The 16,619-nt window shown below is 69.4% G+C and carries 12 protein-coding genes; 7 read left to right on the top strand and 5 right to left on the bottom strand.

Features of this window, described 5'->3' with window-relative positions:
* Positions 1-9: 9 nt before the first annotated feature.
* Positions 10-915, bottom strand: coding sequence for a tRNA (adenine-N1)-methyltransferase (locus ACFU8Q_RS27340; protein WP_093541283.1), 906 nt, complete (start codon positions 913-915; stop codon positions 10-12).
* Between the two features lie 56 nt (positions 916-971).
* The gene (locus ACFU8Q_RS27335; protein ID WP_384458422.1) at positions 972-2,222 is read right to left on the bottom strand and encodes a site-2 protease family protein; all 1,251 of its coding nucleotides are present in this window, start codon (positions 2,220-2,222) and stop codon (positions 972-974) included.
* Between the two features lie 171 nt (positions 2,223-2,393).
* On the opposite strand from ACFU8Q_RS27335, the gene ACFU8Q_RS27330 reads away from it, so the two are divergent.
* Both ACFU8Q_RS27330 and ACFU8Q_RS27325 read left to right on the top strand, forming a co-directional pair.
* Positions 2,394-3,239, top strand: coding sequence for a RecB family exonuclease (locus tag ACFU8Q_RS27330; protein WP_384458420.1), 846 nt, complete (start codon positions 2,394-2,396; stop codon positions 3,237-3,239).
* Positions 3,240-3,248: 9 nt separating this feature from the next.
* Positions 3,249-3,920 (top strand): response regulator transcription factor, encoded by a 672-nt coding sequence (locus ACFU8Q_RS27325; RefSeq protein ID WP_093541287.1) that lies wholly within the window; start codon positions 3,249-3,251, stop codon positions 3,918-3,920.
* 66 nt (positions 3,921-3,986) lie between these two features.
* On the opposite strand, the gene ACFU8Q_RS27320 is transcribed toward ACFU8Q_RS27325, so the two are convergent.
* The 3 genes from ACFU8Q_RS27320 to metH all read right to left on the bottom strand — a co-directional run bounded on the left by ACFU8Q_RS27320 (position 3,987) and on the right by metH (position 10,287).
* Positions 3,987-5,585, bottom strand: a complete 1,599-nt coding sequence (locus ACFU8Q_RS27320) for an ABC transporter substrate-binding protein (protein WP_384458417.1) — start codon at positions 5,583-5,585, stop codon at positions 3,987-3,989.
* Positions 5,586-5,952: 367 nt separating this feature from the next.
* Positions 5,953-6,654: an HAD family hydrolase gene (locus ACFU8Q_RS27315; RefSeq protein ID WP_384458415.1), complete on the bottom strand. Its 702-nt coding sequence runs from the start codon at positions 6,652-6,654 to the stop codon at positions 5,953-5,955.
* Between the two features lie 120 nt (positions 6,655-6,774).
* Positions 6,775-10,287, bottom strand: a complete 3,513-nt coding sequence (gene metH / locus ACFU8Q_RS27310) for a methionine synthase (protein WP_384458413.1) — start codon at positions 10,285-10,287, stop codon at positions 6,775-6,777.
* A gap of 240 nt (positions 10,288-10,527) precedes the next feature.
* Between metH and ACFU8Q_RS27305 the strand changes: the two genes are divergently transcribed.
* The 5 genes from ACFU8Q_RS27305 (at position 10,528) to ACFU8Q_RS27285 (ending at position 16,581) form a co-directional block, all read left to right on the top strand.
* The gene (locus ACFU8Q_RS27305) at positions 10,528-11,292 is read left to right on the top strand and encodes an IclR family transcriptional regulator (protein WP_384458411.1); all 765 of its coding nucleotides are present in this window, start codon (positions 10,528-10,530) and stop codon (positions 11,290-11,292) included.
* 264 nt (positions 11,293-11,556) lie between these two features.
* Positions 11,557-12,348 (top strand): MIP/aquaporin family protein, encoded by a 792-nt coding sequence (locus ACFU8Q_RS27300; protein ID WP_384458410.1) that lies wholly within the window; start codon positions 11,557-11,559, stop codon positions 12,346-12,348.
* Between the two features lie 85 nt (positions 12,349-12,433).
* Positions 12,434-13,960, top strand: coding sequence for a glycerol kinase GlpK (gene glpK, locus ACFU8Q_RS27295; RefSeq protein WP_384458408.1), 1,527 nt, complete (start codon positions 12,434-12,436; stop codon positions 13,958-13,960).
* Positions 13,961-13,965: 5 nt separating this feature from the next.
* Positions 13,966-15,576 (top strand): FAD-dependent oxidoreductase, encoded by a 1,611-nt coding sequence (locus tag ACFU8Q_RS27290; RefSeq protein ID WP_384458406.1) that lies wholly within the window; start codon positions 13,966-13,968, stop codon positions 15,574-15,576.
* Between the two features lie 333 nt (positions 15,577-15,909).
* Positions 15,910-16,581: a FadR/GntR family transcriptional regulator gene (locus ACFU8Q_RS27285; RefSeq protein ID WP_384458404.1), complete on the top strand. Its 672-nt coding sequence runs from the start codon at positions 15,910-15,912 to the stop codon at positions 16,579-16,581.
* Positions 16,582-16,619 lie beyond the last annotated feature (38 nt).

Below are 16,619 nucleotides of genomic sequence, written 5' to 3'. Positions count from 1 at the left end.
TTGTACGGCTCAGCCGCGGGAGGAGCCGCTCTGGCTGCCGGGACCGTCGTAGTCCTCGCCGTAGGCACCCTTGGCGGGGCGGCGGCGTCGCAGCGGGGCCTCCACGCCGTCGGCCAGGCGGCGGGCGGTGACGAGGAAGCCGGTGTGGCCGATCATGCGGTGGTCCGGGCGGACGGCCAGGCCCTCGACGTGCCAGTTGCGGATCATCGATTCCCAGGGCTGCGGTTCGGCGAAGCAGCCGATCTCGCGGATCGACTCGACGGTCCGCGCGAGCTGCGTGGTGGTCGCGACGTACGCGCAGAGGATGCCGCCGGGCACGAGTGCCTTGGAGACGGCCTCCAGGCATTCCCAGGGGGCGAGCATGTCAAGGATGACACGGTCGACGTCGGTGTCCGAGAGGTTGTCCTGGAGGTCGCCGACGGTGAGCTGCCAGGCGGGGTGCGGTTCGCCGAAGTAGCGTTCCACGTTCTGCTGGGCGATCTCGGCGAAGTCCTCGCGGCGCTCGTAGGAGTGCAGCATGCCCTGGTCGCCGATGGCGCGCAGCAGGAAGGTGGAGAGCGAGCCGGAGCCGACGCCGGCTTCCACGACGCGGGCGCCGGGGAAGATGTCCGCGAAGGCCAGGATCTGCCCCGCATCCTTGGGGTAGACCACGGCGGCGCCGCGGGGCATGGACAGGACGTAGTCGGGGAGCAGGGGGCGCAGCGCGAGGTAGGCGACGTTTCCCGTGGTTCGGACAACACTGCCCTCGGGGGCACCGATCAGCTCGTCGTGCGGGAAAGAACCCTTGTGGGTGTGGAAGTTCTTTCCGGCTTCGAGCGTGAAGGTGTAGTGGCGTCCCTTGGGATCGGTGAGCTGGACCTGGTCCCCGACCTTGAAGGGCCCGCGTCGGCGGGCGGCACCGGTCGGTTCAGACATGTGACCAGCCTACCGGTGATTCCCGGGGCTCCGACCGCGAGGCGGCCCCCGGGCGGTCAGGCGGCCGGCCTGGCCAGGGCTGCGACGAAGGCCCGCTCGACGTCGGCGGTGGACAGCACTCCGTAGATCTCCCCGGTCTCCTCCAGGACGAGGTACTCGGTGGCGGGGTTGGCCTTGAGGCGGTCCAGGAGTGCTTCGCCGGCCAGCTCGGCGGAGATCTTCATGCCCTCCGTGAGGTCCTGGGCCAGGCCGCTGACGGCGACCCAGGGGCGGCGGTGTTCGGGAATGGAGACGATCGACGTCTCGCGGACGACGGCCATGGGTTCGCCGTGTCCGTCGACGACGACGAGGGCGCGGGCGCCCGCCTCGTTCGCGCGGCGCAGGGCCTCGGAGAGCGGGGTGTCCGACTCCACGGGGACGGCGCGCCGGGTGAGGGTGCGGGCGCGCAGTTCGGGGAGGTGTTCGCGCAGCCGGGCCATGCGCAGGCTGTTGCCCGCTCCGGTCCAGATGATGGCGGCGAGGATGGCGGCGAGCAGGGCGTCGGTGACGGTTTCCATGCCGCTGAGGTCCCGGGGGTTGTTCCCGAAGGAGCCGGTGTGGGTCAGCAGCGGGAGACCGATGAGGGTGACGACGGCGAGGGCGCGGCCCACCCAGGCGGCGGCGACGGTGCCGCTCATCGGTCGGCCGGTGATCTTCCAGACGACGGCGCGGAGCATCCGTCCGCCGTCGAGTGGGAGACCGGGCAGGAGGTTGAAGGCGGCCACCAGGAGGTTGGAGACCATCAGTCCGGCGAGGAGGACACCGGGTACGGTGCCGGGTTCGACGAACTTCATACCGGCGTAGAAGAGGCCGGCGAGCACCAGGGAGAGCAGCGGGCCGACGAAGGCGAGGAGGAATTCGCGGCCGGGGGTCTCGGACTCCTTCTCGATCTCGGAGACGCCGCCGAAGAACTGGAGCTGGATGCGGCGCACCGGCAGCTTGTAGCGCAGCGCGACGACCGTGTGCGCGAGTTCGTGGACGAGTACGGAGGCGTAGAAGGCGATCGCGAAGAACAGGGAGACCAGATAGCGCGCGGCGCCGAGCTCGGGCAGCACCCGTTCGAGCTGGCCGCCGAAGACCCAGGTGATCAGTGCGGCCACGACGAACCAGCTGGGTGCGACGTACACGGGTACGCCGAACGGACGGCCCATGAGAAGGCCGCCTCCGGGCTCTTCGGGGCGCCGCGGCTCGCCCTTGCCGGGGCCGGTGCCGGGGCCTGCTCCCCCGGTACCGGGCTGCGGCCGTCCGCTGTCGCCGCTCTCGTCCACGAGGTCCCTTCGGTCGGTGCCGGTCGGCACGATCATGCAGTGTTCGAGGGTGTGTGGTCGATGGTATGCCGCCGGCTGTCAGTGGCGGCCCGTAGGGTCTTCGACATGACGTCCCTGCCGCGGCCCCCGCAGCCGCCTTCGTCCCTGTCGCCGTCGCGGGCGAGCGATTTCATGCAGTGTCCTCTGCTGTACCGCTTCCGGGTCATCGACAAACTGCCGGAGAAGCCCAGCGAAGCGGCCACCCGGGGCACGCTGGTGCACGCGGTGCTGGAGCGGCTCTTCGACAACCCGGCCGCGGAGCGCACGGCCGGCCGGGCCACGTCACTGATCCCCGCCCAGTGGGACCGGCTGCTGGAGTCGAAGCCGGAGCTGTCAGAGCTGTTCGCGGAGGATGCCGGGGGCGAGCGGCTGTCGCGCTGGCTCTCGGAGGCGGAGAGCCTCGTGGAGCGGTGGTTCTCGCTGGAGGATCCGACGCGCCTGGAGCCCGCCGAGCGGGAGCTGTTCGTCGAGACGGAGCTGGAGTCGGGGCTGCGGCTGCGCGGGGTGATCGACCGGATCGATGTGGCGCCCACGGGCGAGGTCCGGATCGTCGACTACAAGACGGGGAAGGCGCCGCGTCCGGAGTACGCGGAGGGTGCGCTCTTCCAGATGAAGTTCTACGCCCTGGTGATCTGGCGGCTGAAGGGTGTGGTGCCGCGGCGGCTCCAGCTCGTCTATCTCGGCAGCGGCGACATCATGACGTACGACCCGGTGGTGGCGGATCTGGAGCGGGTCGAGCGGAAGCTGCTGGCGCTCTGGGACGCGATCCGGCTGGCGACGGAGACGGGCGAGTGGCGGCCCCGGCCGACGAAGCTCTGCGGCTGGTGCGACCACCAGGCGGCCTGTCCCGAATTCGGCGGCACTCCCCCGGTTTATCCGTTGTCCGTACGCCCGGCGGAATCGGAGCAGGAGGTCCAGGGCAGAATGGATCCGGTCCGTGCCGAGGCCGCCCGGCCTGTGGCCCTGGAAGGACCTTGAGGAGACCCTGTGGCTATCCGCGTCCTATTGGTCGACGACCAACCGCTGCTGCGCACCGGCTTCCGGATGATTCTGGAGGCGGAGGGGGATCTCGCGGTGGTGGGTGAGGCCGGTGACGGCCTCCAGGCTCTCGACCAGGTGCGGGCGCTGCAGCCCGATGTGGTGCTGATGGACATCCGCATGCCGCGGATGGACGGCGTCGAGGCGACGCGTCAGATCACCGGTCCGGGCCGAGACGGTCCGGCTAAGGTGCTGGTGCTGACCACGTTCGATCTCGACGAGTACGTGGTGGAGGCGTTGCGCGCCGGTGCCAGCGGCTTCCTGTTGAAGGACGCTCCGGCCAATGAGCTGGTGCAGGCGATCCGTGTGGTCGCGGCGGGCGAGGCGATGCTCGCTCCGAGCATCACCCGCAGGCTGCTCGACAAGTACGCGGATCATCTGCCGTCCGGCGAGGAGCCGGTGCCCGACACCCTGCACACCCTGACGGACCGTGAGGTCGAGGTGCTGAAGCTGGTGGCGCGCGGCCTGTCGAACGCGGAGATCGCCGCGGATCTGTTCGTCAGTGAGACGACGGTCAAGACGCATGTCGGCCATGTCCTGACCAAGCTCGGCCTGCGGGACCGGGTGCAGGCGGCTGTGTACGCGTACGAGAGCGGCCTGGTGCGCCCCGGCGCCCAGTGAGCGGACGAACGGGCCGGCGGAGCCGGCCTGCGCCCCGGCCGGGTGCGGCCGGGGCATCGTCCGTGCTCAGGCGGTGTCGTCGGCGAGCTCCCAGAGCTGGAGGTCGGCGGATGAGTTGACCGCCCATTCGACGCCCGTGAGGCCTTCGCGGGAGGCGACGTACTGCTTGCCCTGCCAGACCGGCAGTACGGGGACGTCCTGGGCAACGATGTCCTGGAGCCGCTCGAAGGTCTTGGCCGAGGCGCTGCGGTCGGACTCCCGGCGGGACTGCGGGATGAGCGTCTTCTGGGCCGGGTCCGACTTGTAGGGCGAGTTGAGGAAGTTGTTCCTGTCGAGGAACGGCGCCGTGAAGTTGTCGGGGTCCGGGAAGTCGGGGAACCAGCCCATGCCGTAGACGGCGTAGTCGCCGCGCACCTGCGCGGGGCGGTACTTCTCCCAGGCGGTGCCCTGGACGGCGACGTCGAACAGCCCGGTGTCGTTGAACTGCTTCTTCAGGGCCTCGAATTCGGTGGCCGTGCCGGTGCCGAAGTGGTCCGTCGTGTAGTGCAGGGTGAGCTTCACCGGGGTGTCGATGCCCGCGGCGTGCAGGATCGCCGCGGCCTTCGCGGTGCTGGGCTCGCCGTACTTGTTGTAGAACGAGTTGGTGTGCGCGGTGATGCCGGACGGGATCAGCGAGTACAGCGGCTCGGCCGTGGTGCCGTACACCTTGCTCGCGATCTCACCCCGGTCGATGACCTGGGCCATGGCCTGGCGTACGGGCTTGTTCACGGCCGGGTCCTTGGTGTCGAACCCGAGAAAGCTGACAGCGAGACCAGGCATCTCGGTGAGCTTGATGCCGTTTTCGGGGTTCTCGAGCAGCCGCCGGGACTGCTCGGGCGACATGGTGCCGGTCATCATGTCGATCTTCTTGCTGTCGAGGGCTTTCCCCATCTTCTCGGCGTCGGGGAAGAGGTCCAGTTCGACCTCGTCGTTCCGTACCTTCAGATCGCCCTTGTAGTAAGGGTTCCTGGTGAAGAGGACCTTGACGACCCGGTGGTGCTCGACTTCCGGCTTCATGGTGTACGGACCGGAGCCGTCCACCTGGAATCCGGTGCGCGCGGACTTCGCCGCGTACTTGCTCCGTGGCACGATGCCGGCGACCGGGGTGGCGAGCTTGTACGGGAACGTGGCGTCCGGCGTGCGGAGGTGGAAGACGACCTCCCGCTCGCCCCGCGTCTCGACGGTGTCGATGTTGGCGAGCAGGGCGACGGGCCCGTTGGCCGCGTTGATGCGGATGACGCGGTCGATGGAGTACTTCACGTCATCGGCGGTGATCGGCTTGCCGTCGGCGAACTTCAGGCCGACGCGCAGCTTGCAGCGGTAGCTCTCGTTCTGGGTGTCCGTGAAGGTGCAGCTCTCGGCCGCTTCGGGGACCGGCTCGCCACCACCGCGCGGCACATGCGTCAGGGTCTGCACGGTCTGCCGGAGCACGTTCCACACGCCCGCTTCGTAGCCGATGGCGGGGTCCAGGGGTGCGGGGTTGCCCTTGGAGGTCACGAACTGGTCCGTGGTGCCGACAACGATGGCGGCCCTGCCATCGCTCCCGTCGCCCGACGCGCCGCAGGCGGCGAGTGCGGGTGCGAGCAGGCCGACCACGGCCGGCAGCACCAGAGTCTTGCGGTTCATCGTGGACGCTCTCCCTCATCCCGGCATGGAGAAAACGACATTAGCGGGCGGCGTCGGCAATGCCGGACCGGATATGCCCGATGCGTAATCAGGCGGTGCCGGGAATTACCGGCGCGCCATTTTTCCCCGACGGGGAGGGTTTCGTACGAGAAGCCATCAATCGGGACACTTCGACACCCCGAATCGGACACCTCGGGCGATCTTGAAAGGCGCTCCGCGATAAGTTCGGGTGACAAAGGTCACGCCCGGGCCTCTTTCTTCCCTTTGCCGTGCGCCCGGTCTGCACACACGTGCGCACGACAGAAAATGCACCATCCGATGCCGAGAGTTTTTCGGTTTATTCACAGAAACACTCTCGGTGTGTGGATCACCGCATTCCCGTGACCAGCCCCCGGAGAAATGCGAGGTCGACTTCTTCGAGCGAACGCACGACCACACGGCCGGACGCCGGGGCGATCGGCGCGACGGACGGTACGGCGACCACCCGGCAGCCCGCGGCCTCCGCGGCCGCGACTCCGGTCGCGGTGTCCTCGATGACCGCACACCGCTCGGGCTCGGCCCCGAAGCCGGACGCGGCGGTGAGATAGGGCTCCGGGTGCGGCTTCGTACGGGCGACCTCGTCGCCCGCGACGGTCAGGGAGAAGTGGTGGTGACCCACCGAGTCCAGCACCCGGTCGATGATCCGGCGGTGCGAGGCGGAGACCAGGGCGGTGGGAATCTCGTGCCTGGCCAGTTCGGCCAGCAGCCGTGCCGCACCCGGCATCAGCGGCACACCGCGGCCGATGCGCTCCTCGAAGCGGTCGTTGAGCAGCACGGTGAGTTCGGCGAGGGTGATGTCCGCGCCGGTCACATCCATGAGGTAGCCGGCACTGCGGGTCATCGGCCCGCCGACCACCACGTCCCGCCATGCCTCGTCGAGCCGGTGTCCGAGCTCGGCGAAGACCTCCACCTCGGCGTCCCACCAGAAGCCCTCGGTGTCGACAAGGGTGCCGTCCATGTCGAGCAGGACGGCCTGCAGGGCGGCGCCTTCGGCCGTGCGGGTCATGGACGCAGGAACCGTGCTGGTCATCCGGCACACCTTCCGTAAGGGACGAGAAGGCCGGCCGCCTTTTCCCGTGGGAAGGGCGACCGGCCTGCACTGGACCGACCAGTGTACGACTTGTTCTGCTACGACGCGGTGAACGGCGTCCTACCGCGCGTTGAAGTACTTCGCCTCAGGGTGATGGATGACGATCGCGTCGGTGGACTGCTCCGGGTGCAGCTGGAACTCCTCCGAGAGCTGCACACCGATCCGCTCCGGCTGGAGCAGCTCGGCGATCTTCGCCCGGTCCTCCAGGTCGGGGCAGGCGCCGTAGCCGAGGGAGAAGCGCGCGCCGCGGTACTTCAGCGCGAACATGTCCTCGACATCGGCCGGGTCCTCGCCGCCGAAGCCGAGCTCGGAGCGGACGCGGGCGTGCCAGTACTCGGCGAGGGCCTCGGCCAGCTGGACGGACAGGCCGTGCAGCTCCAGGTAGTCGCGGTAGGAGTTGGCCTCGAAGAGCTTGGCGGTCTCGCTGCCGATCTTCGAACCGACGGTGACGACCTGGAGGCCGATCACGTCCGTCTCGCCGGACTCCTCGGGGCGGAAGAAGTCCGCAAGGCACAGGCGGCGGCCGCGGCGCTGGCGCGGGAAGGTGAAGCGGGTGCGCTCGGAGCCGTCCTCGTGGAGCAGGATCAGGTCTTCACCTTTGGAGACACAGGGGAAGTAGCCGTAGACGACGGCGGCTTCCAGCAGGTTCTCGGTGTGGAGCTTGTCGAGCCAGCCGCGCAGGTGCGGGCGGCCCTCGGTCTCGACGAGTTCCTCGTACGTCGGTCCGTCACCGGCGCGGGCCTGCTTGAGGCCCCACTGGCCCTTGAAGAGCGCGCCCTCGTCCAGCCAGGACGCGTACTCCTTGAGCTGGATGCCCTTGACGACCCGGGTGCCCCAGAAGGGGGGCTCGGGGACCGGGTTGTCCACGGCGACGTCGGAGCGGACGCCCTCCTCCGGCTCGTCGACCTCCAGGACCGCGGTGTCGCGCTTGGGAACGCGGCGCTGCTTGAGTTCCGGGAGGACGGCGCCGGGCACGCCGCGCTTGACCGCGATCAGGGCGTCCATCAGGCGCAGCCCCTCGAACGCGTCCCGGGCGTAGCGGACCTCGCCCTCGTAGATCTCGTGGAGGTCCTGCTCGACGTAGGCCCGGGTGAGGGCGGCGCCGCCGAGGATCACCGGGAAGTCGGCGGCCAGCTTGCGCTGGTTCAGCTCCTCCAGGTTCTCCTTCATGATCACGGTGGACTTCACCAGCAGGCCGGACATGCCGATGACGTCGGCGCGGTGCTCCTCGGCGGCCTCCAGGATCGCGGAGACGGGCTGCTTGATGCCGAGGTTCACGACGTTGTAGCCGTTGTTGGACAGGATGATGTCGACGAGGTTCTTGCCGATGTCGTGGACATCGCCGCGGACGGTGGCCAGGACGATGGTGCCCTTGCCCTCGGCGTCGGACTTCTCCATGTGCGGCTCCAGGTAGGCCACCGCGGACTTCATGACCTCGGCGGACTGGAGCACGAACGGCAGCTGCATCTGGCCGGAGCCGAAGAGCTCGCCGACGACCTTCATGCCCTCCAGGAGGGTGTCGTTGACGATGTCGAGGGCCGGGCGGGTCTGGAGGGCCTCGTCGAGGTCGGTCTCCAGGCCGTTCTTCTCGCCGTCGATGATCCGGCGCTGGAGGCGTTCGTCGAGCGGCAGGGCGAGGAGCTCCTCGGCCTTGCCCGCCTTCATCGACTTCGTGCTGACGCCCTCGAACAGCTCCATGAGCTTCTGGAGGGGGTCGTAGCCCTCGGAGCGCCGGTCGTAGATGAGGTCGAGCGCGACCTTGACCTGCTCCTCTTCGAGACGTGCGATCGGCAGGATCTTGGAGGCGTGCACGATCGCGGAGTCGAGACCGGCCTTGACGCACTCGTCGAGGAAGACGGAGTTGAGGACGACACGGGCAGCCGGGTTGAGGCCGAAGGAGATGTTGGACAGGCCGAGCGTCGTCTGTACGTCGGGGTGGCGCTTCTTCAGTTCGCGGATGGCCCCGATGGTGGCGACGCCGTCGCCGCGGGACTCCTCCTGGCCGGTGCAGATCGTGAAGGTCAGGGTGTCGATGAGGATGTCCGACTCCTGGATGCCCCAGTTGCCGGTCAGGTCCGCGATGAGCCGCTCGGCGACGGCAACCTTGTGCTCGACGGTGCGGGCCTGGCCCTCCTCGTCGATGGTCAGGGCGATCAGCGCGGCGCCGTGCTCGGCGGCCAGCGCGGTGACCTTGGCGAAGCGGGACTCGGGTCCGTCGCCGTCCTCGTAGTTGACGGAGTTGAGGACGGCACGGCCGCCGAGCTTCTCCAGACCGGCGCGCAGGACGGGCAGTTCGGTGGAGTCGAGCACGATCGGCAGAGTCGAGGCGGTGGCGAAGCGGCCGGCCAGCTGTTCCATGTCCGCCACGCCGTCGCGACCCACGTAGTCGACGCAGAGGTCGAGCATGTGGGCACCCTCGCGGATCTGGTCGCGGGCCATCTCCACGCAGTCGTCCCAGCGGGCCTCCAGCATGGCCTCGCGGAACTTCTTCGAGCCGTTGGCGTTCGTACGCTCACCGATCGCGAGGTACGAGGTGTCCTGGCGGAACGGGACGGTCTGGTAGAGGGACGCGGCGCCCGGCTCGGGGTGCGGGGTGCGAGGGGTGACGGCGACGCCGCGGACCCGCTCGACGACCTGGCGCAGGTGCTCCGGGGTCGTACCGCAGCAGCCGCCGACCAGCGCGAGGCCGTACTCGCGGACGAAGGTCTCCTGGGCGTCGGCCAGCTCGGCCGGGGACAGCGGGTAGTGCGCGCCGTCCTTGCCGAGCACGGGGAGGCCGGCGTTGGGCATGCAGGAGAGCGGGATGCGCGAGTGGCGGGCGAGGTAGCGCAGGTGCTCGCTCATCTCGGCGGGGCCGGTGGCGCAGTTCAGGCCGATGAGGTCGATGCCGAGCGGTTCCAGCGCGGTGAGCGCCGCGCCGATCTCGGAGCCGAGCAGCATGGTGCCGGTCGTCTCGACGGTGACGGAGCAGATCACCGGGAGGTTGGCCCCGGTGGCCTCCAGGGCGCGGCGGGCGCCGATGACGGACGCCTTGGTCTGCAGCAGGTCCTGGGTGGTCTCGACCAGGAGGGCGTCGGCGCCGCCGGCGATCATGCCCTCGGCGTTCTGCTGGTAGGCGTCGCGGAGCTTGGTGTACGGGGCGTGGCCCAGCGTCGGCAGCTTCGTGCCCGGGCCCATGGAGCCGAGCACCCAGCGCTGCCGGCCGGTGGAGGCGGTGAATTCGTCGGCGACCTCGCGCGCGATGCGCGCGCCGGACTCGGAGAGCTCGAAGACCCGCTCGGCGATGTCGTACTCGCCCAGGGCGGCCAGGTTGGCGCCGAAGGTGTTCGTCTCGACGCAGTCCACGCCGACGGCGAAGTACTCCTCATGCACGGAGCGCACGATGTCGGGACGCGTGACGTTCAGGATCTCGTTGCAGCCTTCGAGGTTCTGGAAATCCTCGAGGGTCGGGTCCTGTGCCTGGAGCATGGTGCCCATGGCACCGTCGGCCACCACCACCCGGGTGGCGAGTGCCTCACGAAGGGCTTCGGCTCGGTTCCGGCTGTCGGCGGAAGGGGTCGGCGACGAGGCCATGGATGTACTCCCTGGGATGCGACGGCTGTCGGCTTTGCGGCTTCGGCGGAAGGCGCACCAGGCCAGGGTAGCCGGGTGGCGCCCGGGGCCGTCACTCCGTCCCACGGAACGGACGGCATGCTGTGCGGGGCGATGTCCGGATCGGAGTGGTGCAGCTGGTTTTCCTGCGCGCCCGCGCACGGGTCGGCATCGACCGATAGTGTTCAGCATTGTCGAACCGAGGTGGAGGAGTACGGCGCGATGGCCAAGAACATCCAGTCGCTGGAGCGGGCGGCGGCGATGCTGCGCCTGCTGGCAGGCGGCGAGCGTCGGCTGGGGCTGTCCGACATCGCCTCTTCACTGGGCCTGGCCAAGGGCACCGCACACGGCATTCTGCGCACGCTCCAGCACGAGGGCTTCGTCGAGCAGGACACGGCGTCCGGCCGCTATCAGCTGGGCGCCGAGCTGCTGCGCCTGGGCAACAGCTATCTGGACGTCCACGAACTGCGGGCACGGGCGCTCGTCTGGACGGACGACCTGGCCCGTTCCAGCGGCGAGAGCGCCCATCTGGGGGTCCTGCACCAGCAGGGCGTCCTCATCGTCCACCATGTGTTCCGGCCCGACGACAGCCGGCAGGTCCTGGAGGTCGGGGCCATGCAGCCGCTGCACTCCACGGCCCTGGGCAAGGTGCTCTCGGCGTACGACCCGGTGGCGCACACCGAGGTGATGGAGGCCGAGCGGAGGTCCTTCACCCCGCACACCGTCACCGACGTGGCGGAGTTCGAGGCGATGCTCGACCTGATCCGGGCCCGCGGCTGGGCAGCCGACGTGGAGGAGACCTGGGAGGGTGTGGCGGCGGTGGCCGCCCCGATCCACGACCGGCGGCGGATGCCGGTCGGCGCGGTGGCCGTGACCGGCGCGGTGGAGCGGGTCTGCGCGGACGGGGAGCTGCGCCCCGAGCTGATCGCCGCGGTACGGGACTGCGCCCGCGCGGTCTCCAGGGATCTGGGCGCCCGCCCCTTCTGACCGCGACGGCGGGTTATCACCGACGGTGGCCGCACCACCGCGGACCGTCGGGTAACGATCGAGTTATAGACCACACAACCCTTGACGCATGTTTCACCTGGGGGAAGCATTGCCGTTCACCGGTCGGCATTGTCGAACAGCTAACGGGATTTCGCGTTAAGGTGTGACAGCGTCAAGGACCGGAAAACGCCCTCACGTGAGGGCGCGGACCACCGGAGGGACCCGGGGTTCGGCTTCCCTGGACGAAGGACAAAGGAGTCGCGGGTGTCCAGCTCCGACATCTTCATCGGCGAGACCATAGGTACCGCCGTACTCATCCTGCTCGGCGGCGGTGTCTGTGCGGCCGTCACTCTCAAGCGCTCCAAGGCGCAGAACGCCGGCTGGCTCGCCATCACCTTCGGGTGGGGTTTCGCCGTGCTGACCGGCGCGTATCTGGCCGGCGGCGTGTCCGGCGCGCATCTCAATCCGGCGGTCACGATCGGTCTCGCGATCGAGGGCGGCACCAAGTGGAGCGACGTACCGCTGTACCTCGGCTCCCAGCTGTTCGGTGCGATGATCGGCGCGGTGCTGGTCTGGCTGACGTACTACGGGCAGTTCCGGGCGCATCTCACAGATCCGGAGATCGTGGGCACCCAGCCGGGTGAAGAGGCCATGGTCGACCAGGCCTCCGCCCCGAAGGCGGGCCCGGTGCTGGGCATCTTCTCCACCGGCCCCGAGATCCGGCACGCGGTGCAGAACCTCGCCACCGAGATCATCGCCACCGTCGTACTCGTCCTGGCGATCCTCACCCAGGGCCTCAACAACGACGGCAACGGCCTCGGCACGCTCGGCGCGATGGTCACCGCGCTGGTCGTCGTCGGTATCGGTCTCTCGCTCGGCGGGCCGACGGGTTACGCGATCAACCCGGTTCGCGACCTCGGTCCGCGTATCGTGCACGCGCTGCTTCCGCTGCCGAACAAGGGCGGCTCCGACTGGGGCTACGCATGGATCCCGGTCGTCGGACCGCTCGTCGGCGGCGCGATCGCGGGCGGGCTCTACAACGTCGCCTTCGCCTGAGCCGTGACGTACAGAGCCATGAGCACAGAGCTGTGACGCACAGAGCCGTAACCCTCACGACCACACAGACTTCCGGGAGCACACCGTGACCGACGCACACACCACCGGCCCGTTCATCGCGGCCATCGACCAGGGCACCACCTCCAGCCGCTGCATCGTCTTCGACAAGGACGGCCGGATCGTCTCCGTCGACCAGAAGGAGCACGAGCAGATCTTCCCGAAGCCGGGCTGGGTCGAGCACAACGCGACCGAGATCTGGGAGAACGTCCAGGAGGTCGTGGCGGGCGCCGTCGTCAAGGCGGGCATCACCGCCGCCGACGTGAAGGCCATCGGCATCACCAACCAGCGCGAGACCACGCTGCTCTGGGACAAGAACACCGGTGAGCCGGTCCACAACGCCCTCGTCTGGCAGGACACCCGTACCGACGCGCTCTGCAAGGAGCTCGGCCGCAACGTGGGCCAGGACCGCTTCCGCCGCGAGACCGGTCTGCCGCTCGCCTCGTACTTCGCCGGCCCCAAGGTCCGCTGGCTGCTCGACAACGTCGAGGGGCTGCGCGAGCGCGCCGAGCGCGGCGACATCCTTTTCGGCACGATGGACTCCTGGGTCATCTGGAACCTGACCGGCGGCACGAACGGCGGCGTCCACGTCACCGACGTCACCAACGCCTCGCGCACCCTCCTGATGAACCTGCACTCCATGACGTGGGACACCAAGATCCTCGCGTCCATGGAGATCCCGGCGGCCGTGCTGCCCGAGATCCGCTCCTCCGCCGAGGTGTACGGCACCGCGAAGGGCGGCGTCCTGGACGGCGTCCCGGTCGCCTCCGCGCTCGGCGACCAGCAGGCGGCCCTCTTCGGCCAGACCTGTTTCTCCGAGGGCGAGGCCAAGTCCACGTACGGCACCGGCACCTTCATGCTGATGAACACCGGTGAGACGCCCGTCAACTCGTACAACGGACTGCTGACGACCGTCGGATACCGGATCGGCGAACAGAAGCCGGTCTACGCCCTGGAAGGCTCCATCGCCGTCACCGGCTCGCTGGTGCAGTGGATGCGCGACCAGATGGGCCTGATCAACTCCGCGGCCGAGATCGAGACGCTGGCCTCGTCGGTCGAGGACAACGGTGGCGCGTACTTCGTGCCCGCCTTCTCCGGTCTGTTCGCTCCGTACTGGCGCTCCGACGCCCGCGGCGTCATCGCCGGTCTGACCCGGTACGTCACCAAGGCCCACATCGCCCGTGCCGTCCTGGAGGCGACCGCCTGGCAGACCCGGGAAATCACCGACGCCATGACGAAGGACTCCGGTGTCGAGCTCACCGCCCTGAAGGTCGACGGCGGGATGACCTCCAACAACTTGCTGATGCAGACGCTCGCCGACTTCCTGGACGCACCCGTGGTGCGGCCCATGGTCGCCGAGACGACCTGCCTCGGCGCCGCCTACGCCGCCGGTCTCGCCGTCGGCTTCTGGCCGGACACCGACGCGCTGCGCGCCAACTGGCGCCGGGCCGCCGAGTGGACACCCCGCATGGACGCGGACACCCGCGACCGCGAGTACAAGAGCTGGCTCAAGGCCGTGGAACGGACCATGGGCTGGCTCGAAGACGAGGAGTAATCACCATGACCACCCTGCAGAGCGTCCCGGCACTCGGGACACACCCGGCCTCCGGCTCCCTCCCGAGCCGCGCCGAGACTCGGGAGCAGCTGTCCAAGGCTGCGTACGACCTCCTGGTGATCGGTGGCGGCATCCTGGGCATCTCCACCGCCTGGCACGCCGCGCAGTCCGGGCTGCGGGTGGCCCTGGTGGACGCCGGCGACTTCGCCGGCGCCACTTCCTCCGCCTCCTCCAAGCTGCTCCACGGTGGTCTGCGCTACCTGCAGACCGGTGCGGTGAAGCTCGTCGCGGAGAACCACTTCGAGCGCCGTGCGGTGTCCCGTCAGGTCGCACCGCACCTGGCCAATCCGCTCACCTTCTACCTGCCGGTCTACAAGGGCGGGCCGCACGGCGCGGCCAAGCTCGGCGCGGGTGTGTTCGCGTACTCGGCGCTCTCCGCGTTCGGTGACGGGGTCGGGCACGTGATCAGCCCGGCGAAGGCGCAGCGCGATGTGCCGGAGCTGCGTACGGACGGACTGAAGGCCGTCGCGGTCTACGGCGACGACCAGATGAACGATGCCCGGATGGCGCTGATGACGGTCCGCGCGGCCGTCGACGCGGGTGCGGTCGTCCTCAACCACGCGGCGGTGACCGGGCTGCGGTTCACCCGGGGCCGGGTGACGGGCGCCGACCTGGAGGACCGTACGGACGGTACGGAGTTCGGCGTCAACGCCCGTCTCGTGCTGAACGCCACCGGCCCGTGGGTCGATCACCTGCGGAAGATGGAGGATGCCGGTGCGGCTCCTTCGATACGTCTCTCCAAGGGCGCGCACCTGGTGCTGAAGCGGACGCGGCCGTGGAAGGCCGCGCTGGCGACCCCGATCGACAAGTACCGGATCACGTTCGCCCTGCCGTGGGAGGACATGCTGCTGCTCGGCACGACGGACGAGGAGTACGAGGGCGATCCGGCGGACGTCGCGGTCAACGAGAAGGACACCGCGCAGATCCTCGACGAGGCGGCGTTCTCCATCAAGGACCAGCAGCTGTCGCGCGATCTGATCACGTACTCCTTCGCGGGTCTGCGGGTGCTGCCCGGCGGCCCGGGCGACACGTCCAAGGCCAAGCGCGAGACGGTCGTGACCGAGGGCCGCGGCGGCATGCTGTCGGTCGCGGGCGGCAAGTGGACGACGTTCCGCCACATCGGCCGGACGGTGATGAACAAGCTGGCCGCGCTCCCCGGTCACCCCCTGGCGGACGACATGGAGCCGATCTCGCGGCTGCCGAAGAAGCTCCCGCTGCCCGGCATCGCCAACCCGAACGCGGTGGCACACCGGCTCCTGATCGACGGCGGTACGCCCGGCCCGCGGATGGCGGCCGACACGGCCCGCCACCTCGCCACCCACTACGGCTCGCTCGCCTTCGACATCGCACGGCTGGCGAACGAGAACCCGGCGCTGGCCGCGCGCGTCCATCCGGACGCGCCGGAGATCTGGGCGCAGGTCGCCTACGCGCGTGATCACGAGTGGGCCGAGACGGCGGACGACGTACTGCGCCGCCGGACGACGCTGACGATCCGGGGCCTGGCGACGGACGAGATCCGGGCCGGCGTCGAGTCCATGCTCGGCGACCGGAGCTGACGCGGCCGTAGGCATCGGACGGGGCGGTTCCCGGGGGGGCCGCCCCACCCGTATGTCCGGAGGTTCCCCGGCGGGGCCGCCCGTCCGTATATCCGGAGGTTCCCCAGCGGGGCCGCCCCACCCGTATGTCCGGAGGTTCCCCAGCGGGGCCGCCCCACCCGTATGTCCGCCTGCCGGGTATGCCTCGGGCCGGTGGGCGAGCCGTACGGGCGCCGTGCGCGTGCGATCCCCCGGGACGACCTGCGGCAGACCTGGTTCATCAGCCTCTTCCGACCCGCATAATGAAGGGAGACATCGGATGTCTGATTCCAGTCCGGATCCAGGAGGACCGTCATGGCTGTCACCGACGAGGCGATCGAGAAGATCAAGGGAATGATCGTCTCGGGTGCGCTACGGCCCGGCGACCGGCTCCCCAAGGAGAGCGAACTCGCGGCCGAGCTGGGGCTCTCCCGCAACTCCCTCCGGGAGGCGGTGCGTGCCCTGTCGCTGATCCGCATTCTCGACGTGCGGCAGGGCGACGGCACGTATGTGACCAGCCTCGATCCGCAGTTGCTGCTGGAGGCGCTGAGCTTTGTCGTGGACTTCCACCGCGACGACACCGTGCTCGAATTCCTGGCCGTCCGCCGGATCCTGGAACCGGCGGCGACGGCGATGGCGGCCACCCGGATCAGTGAGGCCCAACTGGACTTGCTGAGCTCGCAGTTGGACGCCCTGGGTGCGCAGCCCTCGGTGGAGGAGCTGGTCGCCTGCGATCTGGAGTTCCACCGCGGGATCGTGCAGTCCTCCGGGAACTCGGTGCTCTGCTCGCTGCTCGACGGACTGTCGGGGCCGACGACCCGGGCGCGGGTCTGGCGCGGTCTGACACAGGAGGACGCGGTGAGCCGCACGCTCCATGAGCACCGGGCGATCGTGTCGGCGTTGCGGGACCGGGACGCGGAGGCCGCGCGGGCGTGGGCGACGGTGCATGTGGCGAGCGTGGAGCAGTGGTTGCGGTCGACGCTCTAGCGTCGGCCGCGGGCCGAACCGGGGCTCCGCCCCGGACC

Source organism: Streptomyces sp. NPDC057543, assembly GCF_042801895.1.
Classification (GTDB): Bacteria; Actinomycetota; Actinomycetes; order Streptomycetales; family Streptomycetaceae; genus Streptomyces.
The sequence above is the reverse complement of the archived record's forward strand: the minus strand, read 5'-3'. Positions and strand labels throughout refer to the sequence as shown.

Coding starts and splice junctions, on each gene's coding strand:
- ACFU8Q_RS27340 (WP_093541283.1), bottom strand. CDS start 915: ATGTCTGAACCGACCGGTGCCGCCCGCCGACGCGGGCCCTTCAAGGTC.
- ACFU8Q_RS27330 (WP_384458420.1), top strand. CDS start 2,394: ATGCAGTGTCCTCTGCTGTACCGCTTCCGGGTCATCGACAAACTGCCG.
- ACFU8Q_RS27320 (WP_384458417.1), bottom strand. CDS start 5,585: ATGAACCGCAAGACTCTGGTGCTGCCGGCCGTGGTCGGCCTGCTCGCA.
- ACFU8Q_RS27315 (WP_384458415.1), bottom strand. CDS start 6,654: ATGACCAGCACGGTTCCTGCGTCCATGACCCGCACGGCCGAAGGCGCC.
- metH (WP_384458413.1), bottom strand. CDS start 10,287: ATGGCCTCGTCGCCGACCCCTTCCGCCGACAGCCGGAACCGAGCCGAA.
- ACFU8Q_RS27305 (WP_384458411.1), top strand. CDS start 10,528: ATGGCCAAGAACATCCAGTCGCTGGAGCGGGCGGCGGCGATGCTGCGC.
- ACFU8Q_RS27290 (WP_384458406.1), top strand. CDS start 13,966: ATGACCACCCTGCAGAGCGTCCCGGCACTCGGGACACACCCGGCCTCC.
- ACFU8Q_RS27285 (WP_384458404.1), top strand. CDS start 15,910: ATGGCTGTCACCGACGAGGCGATCGAGAAGATCAAGGGAATGATCGTC.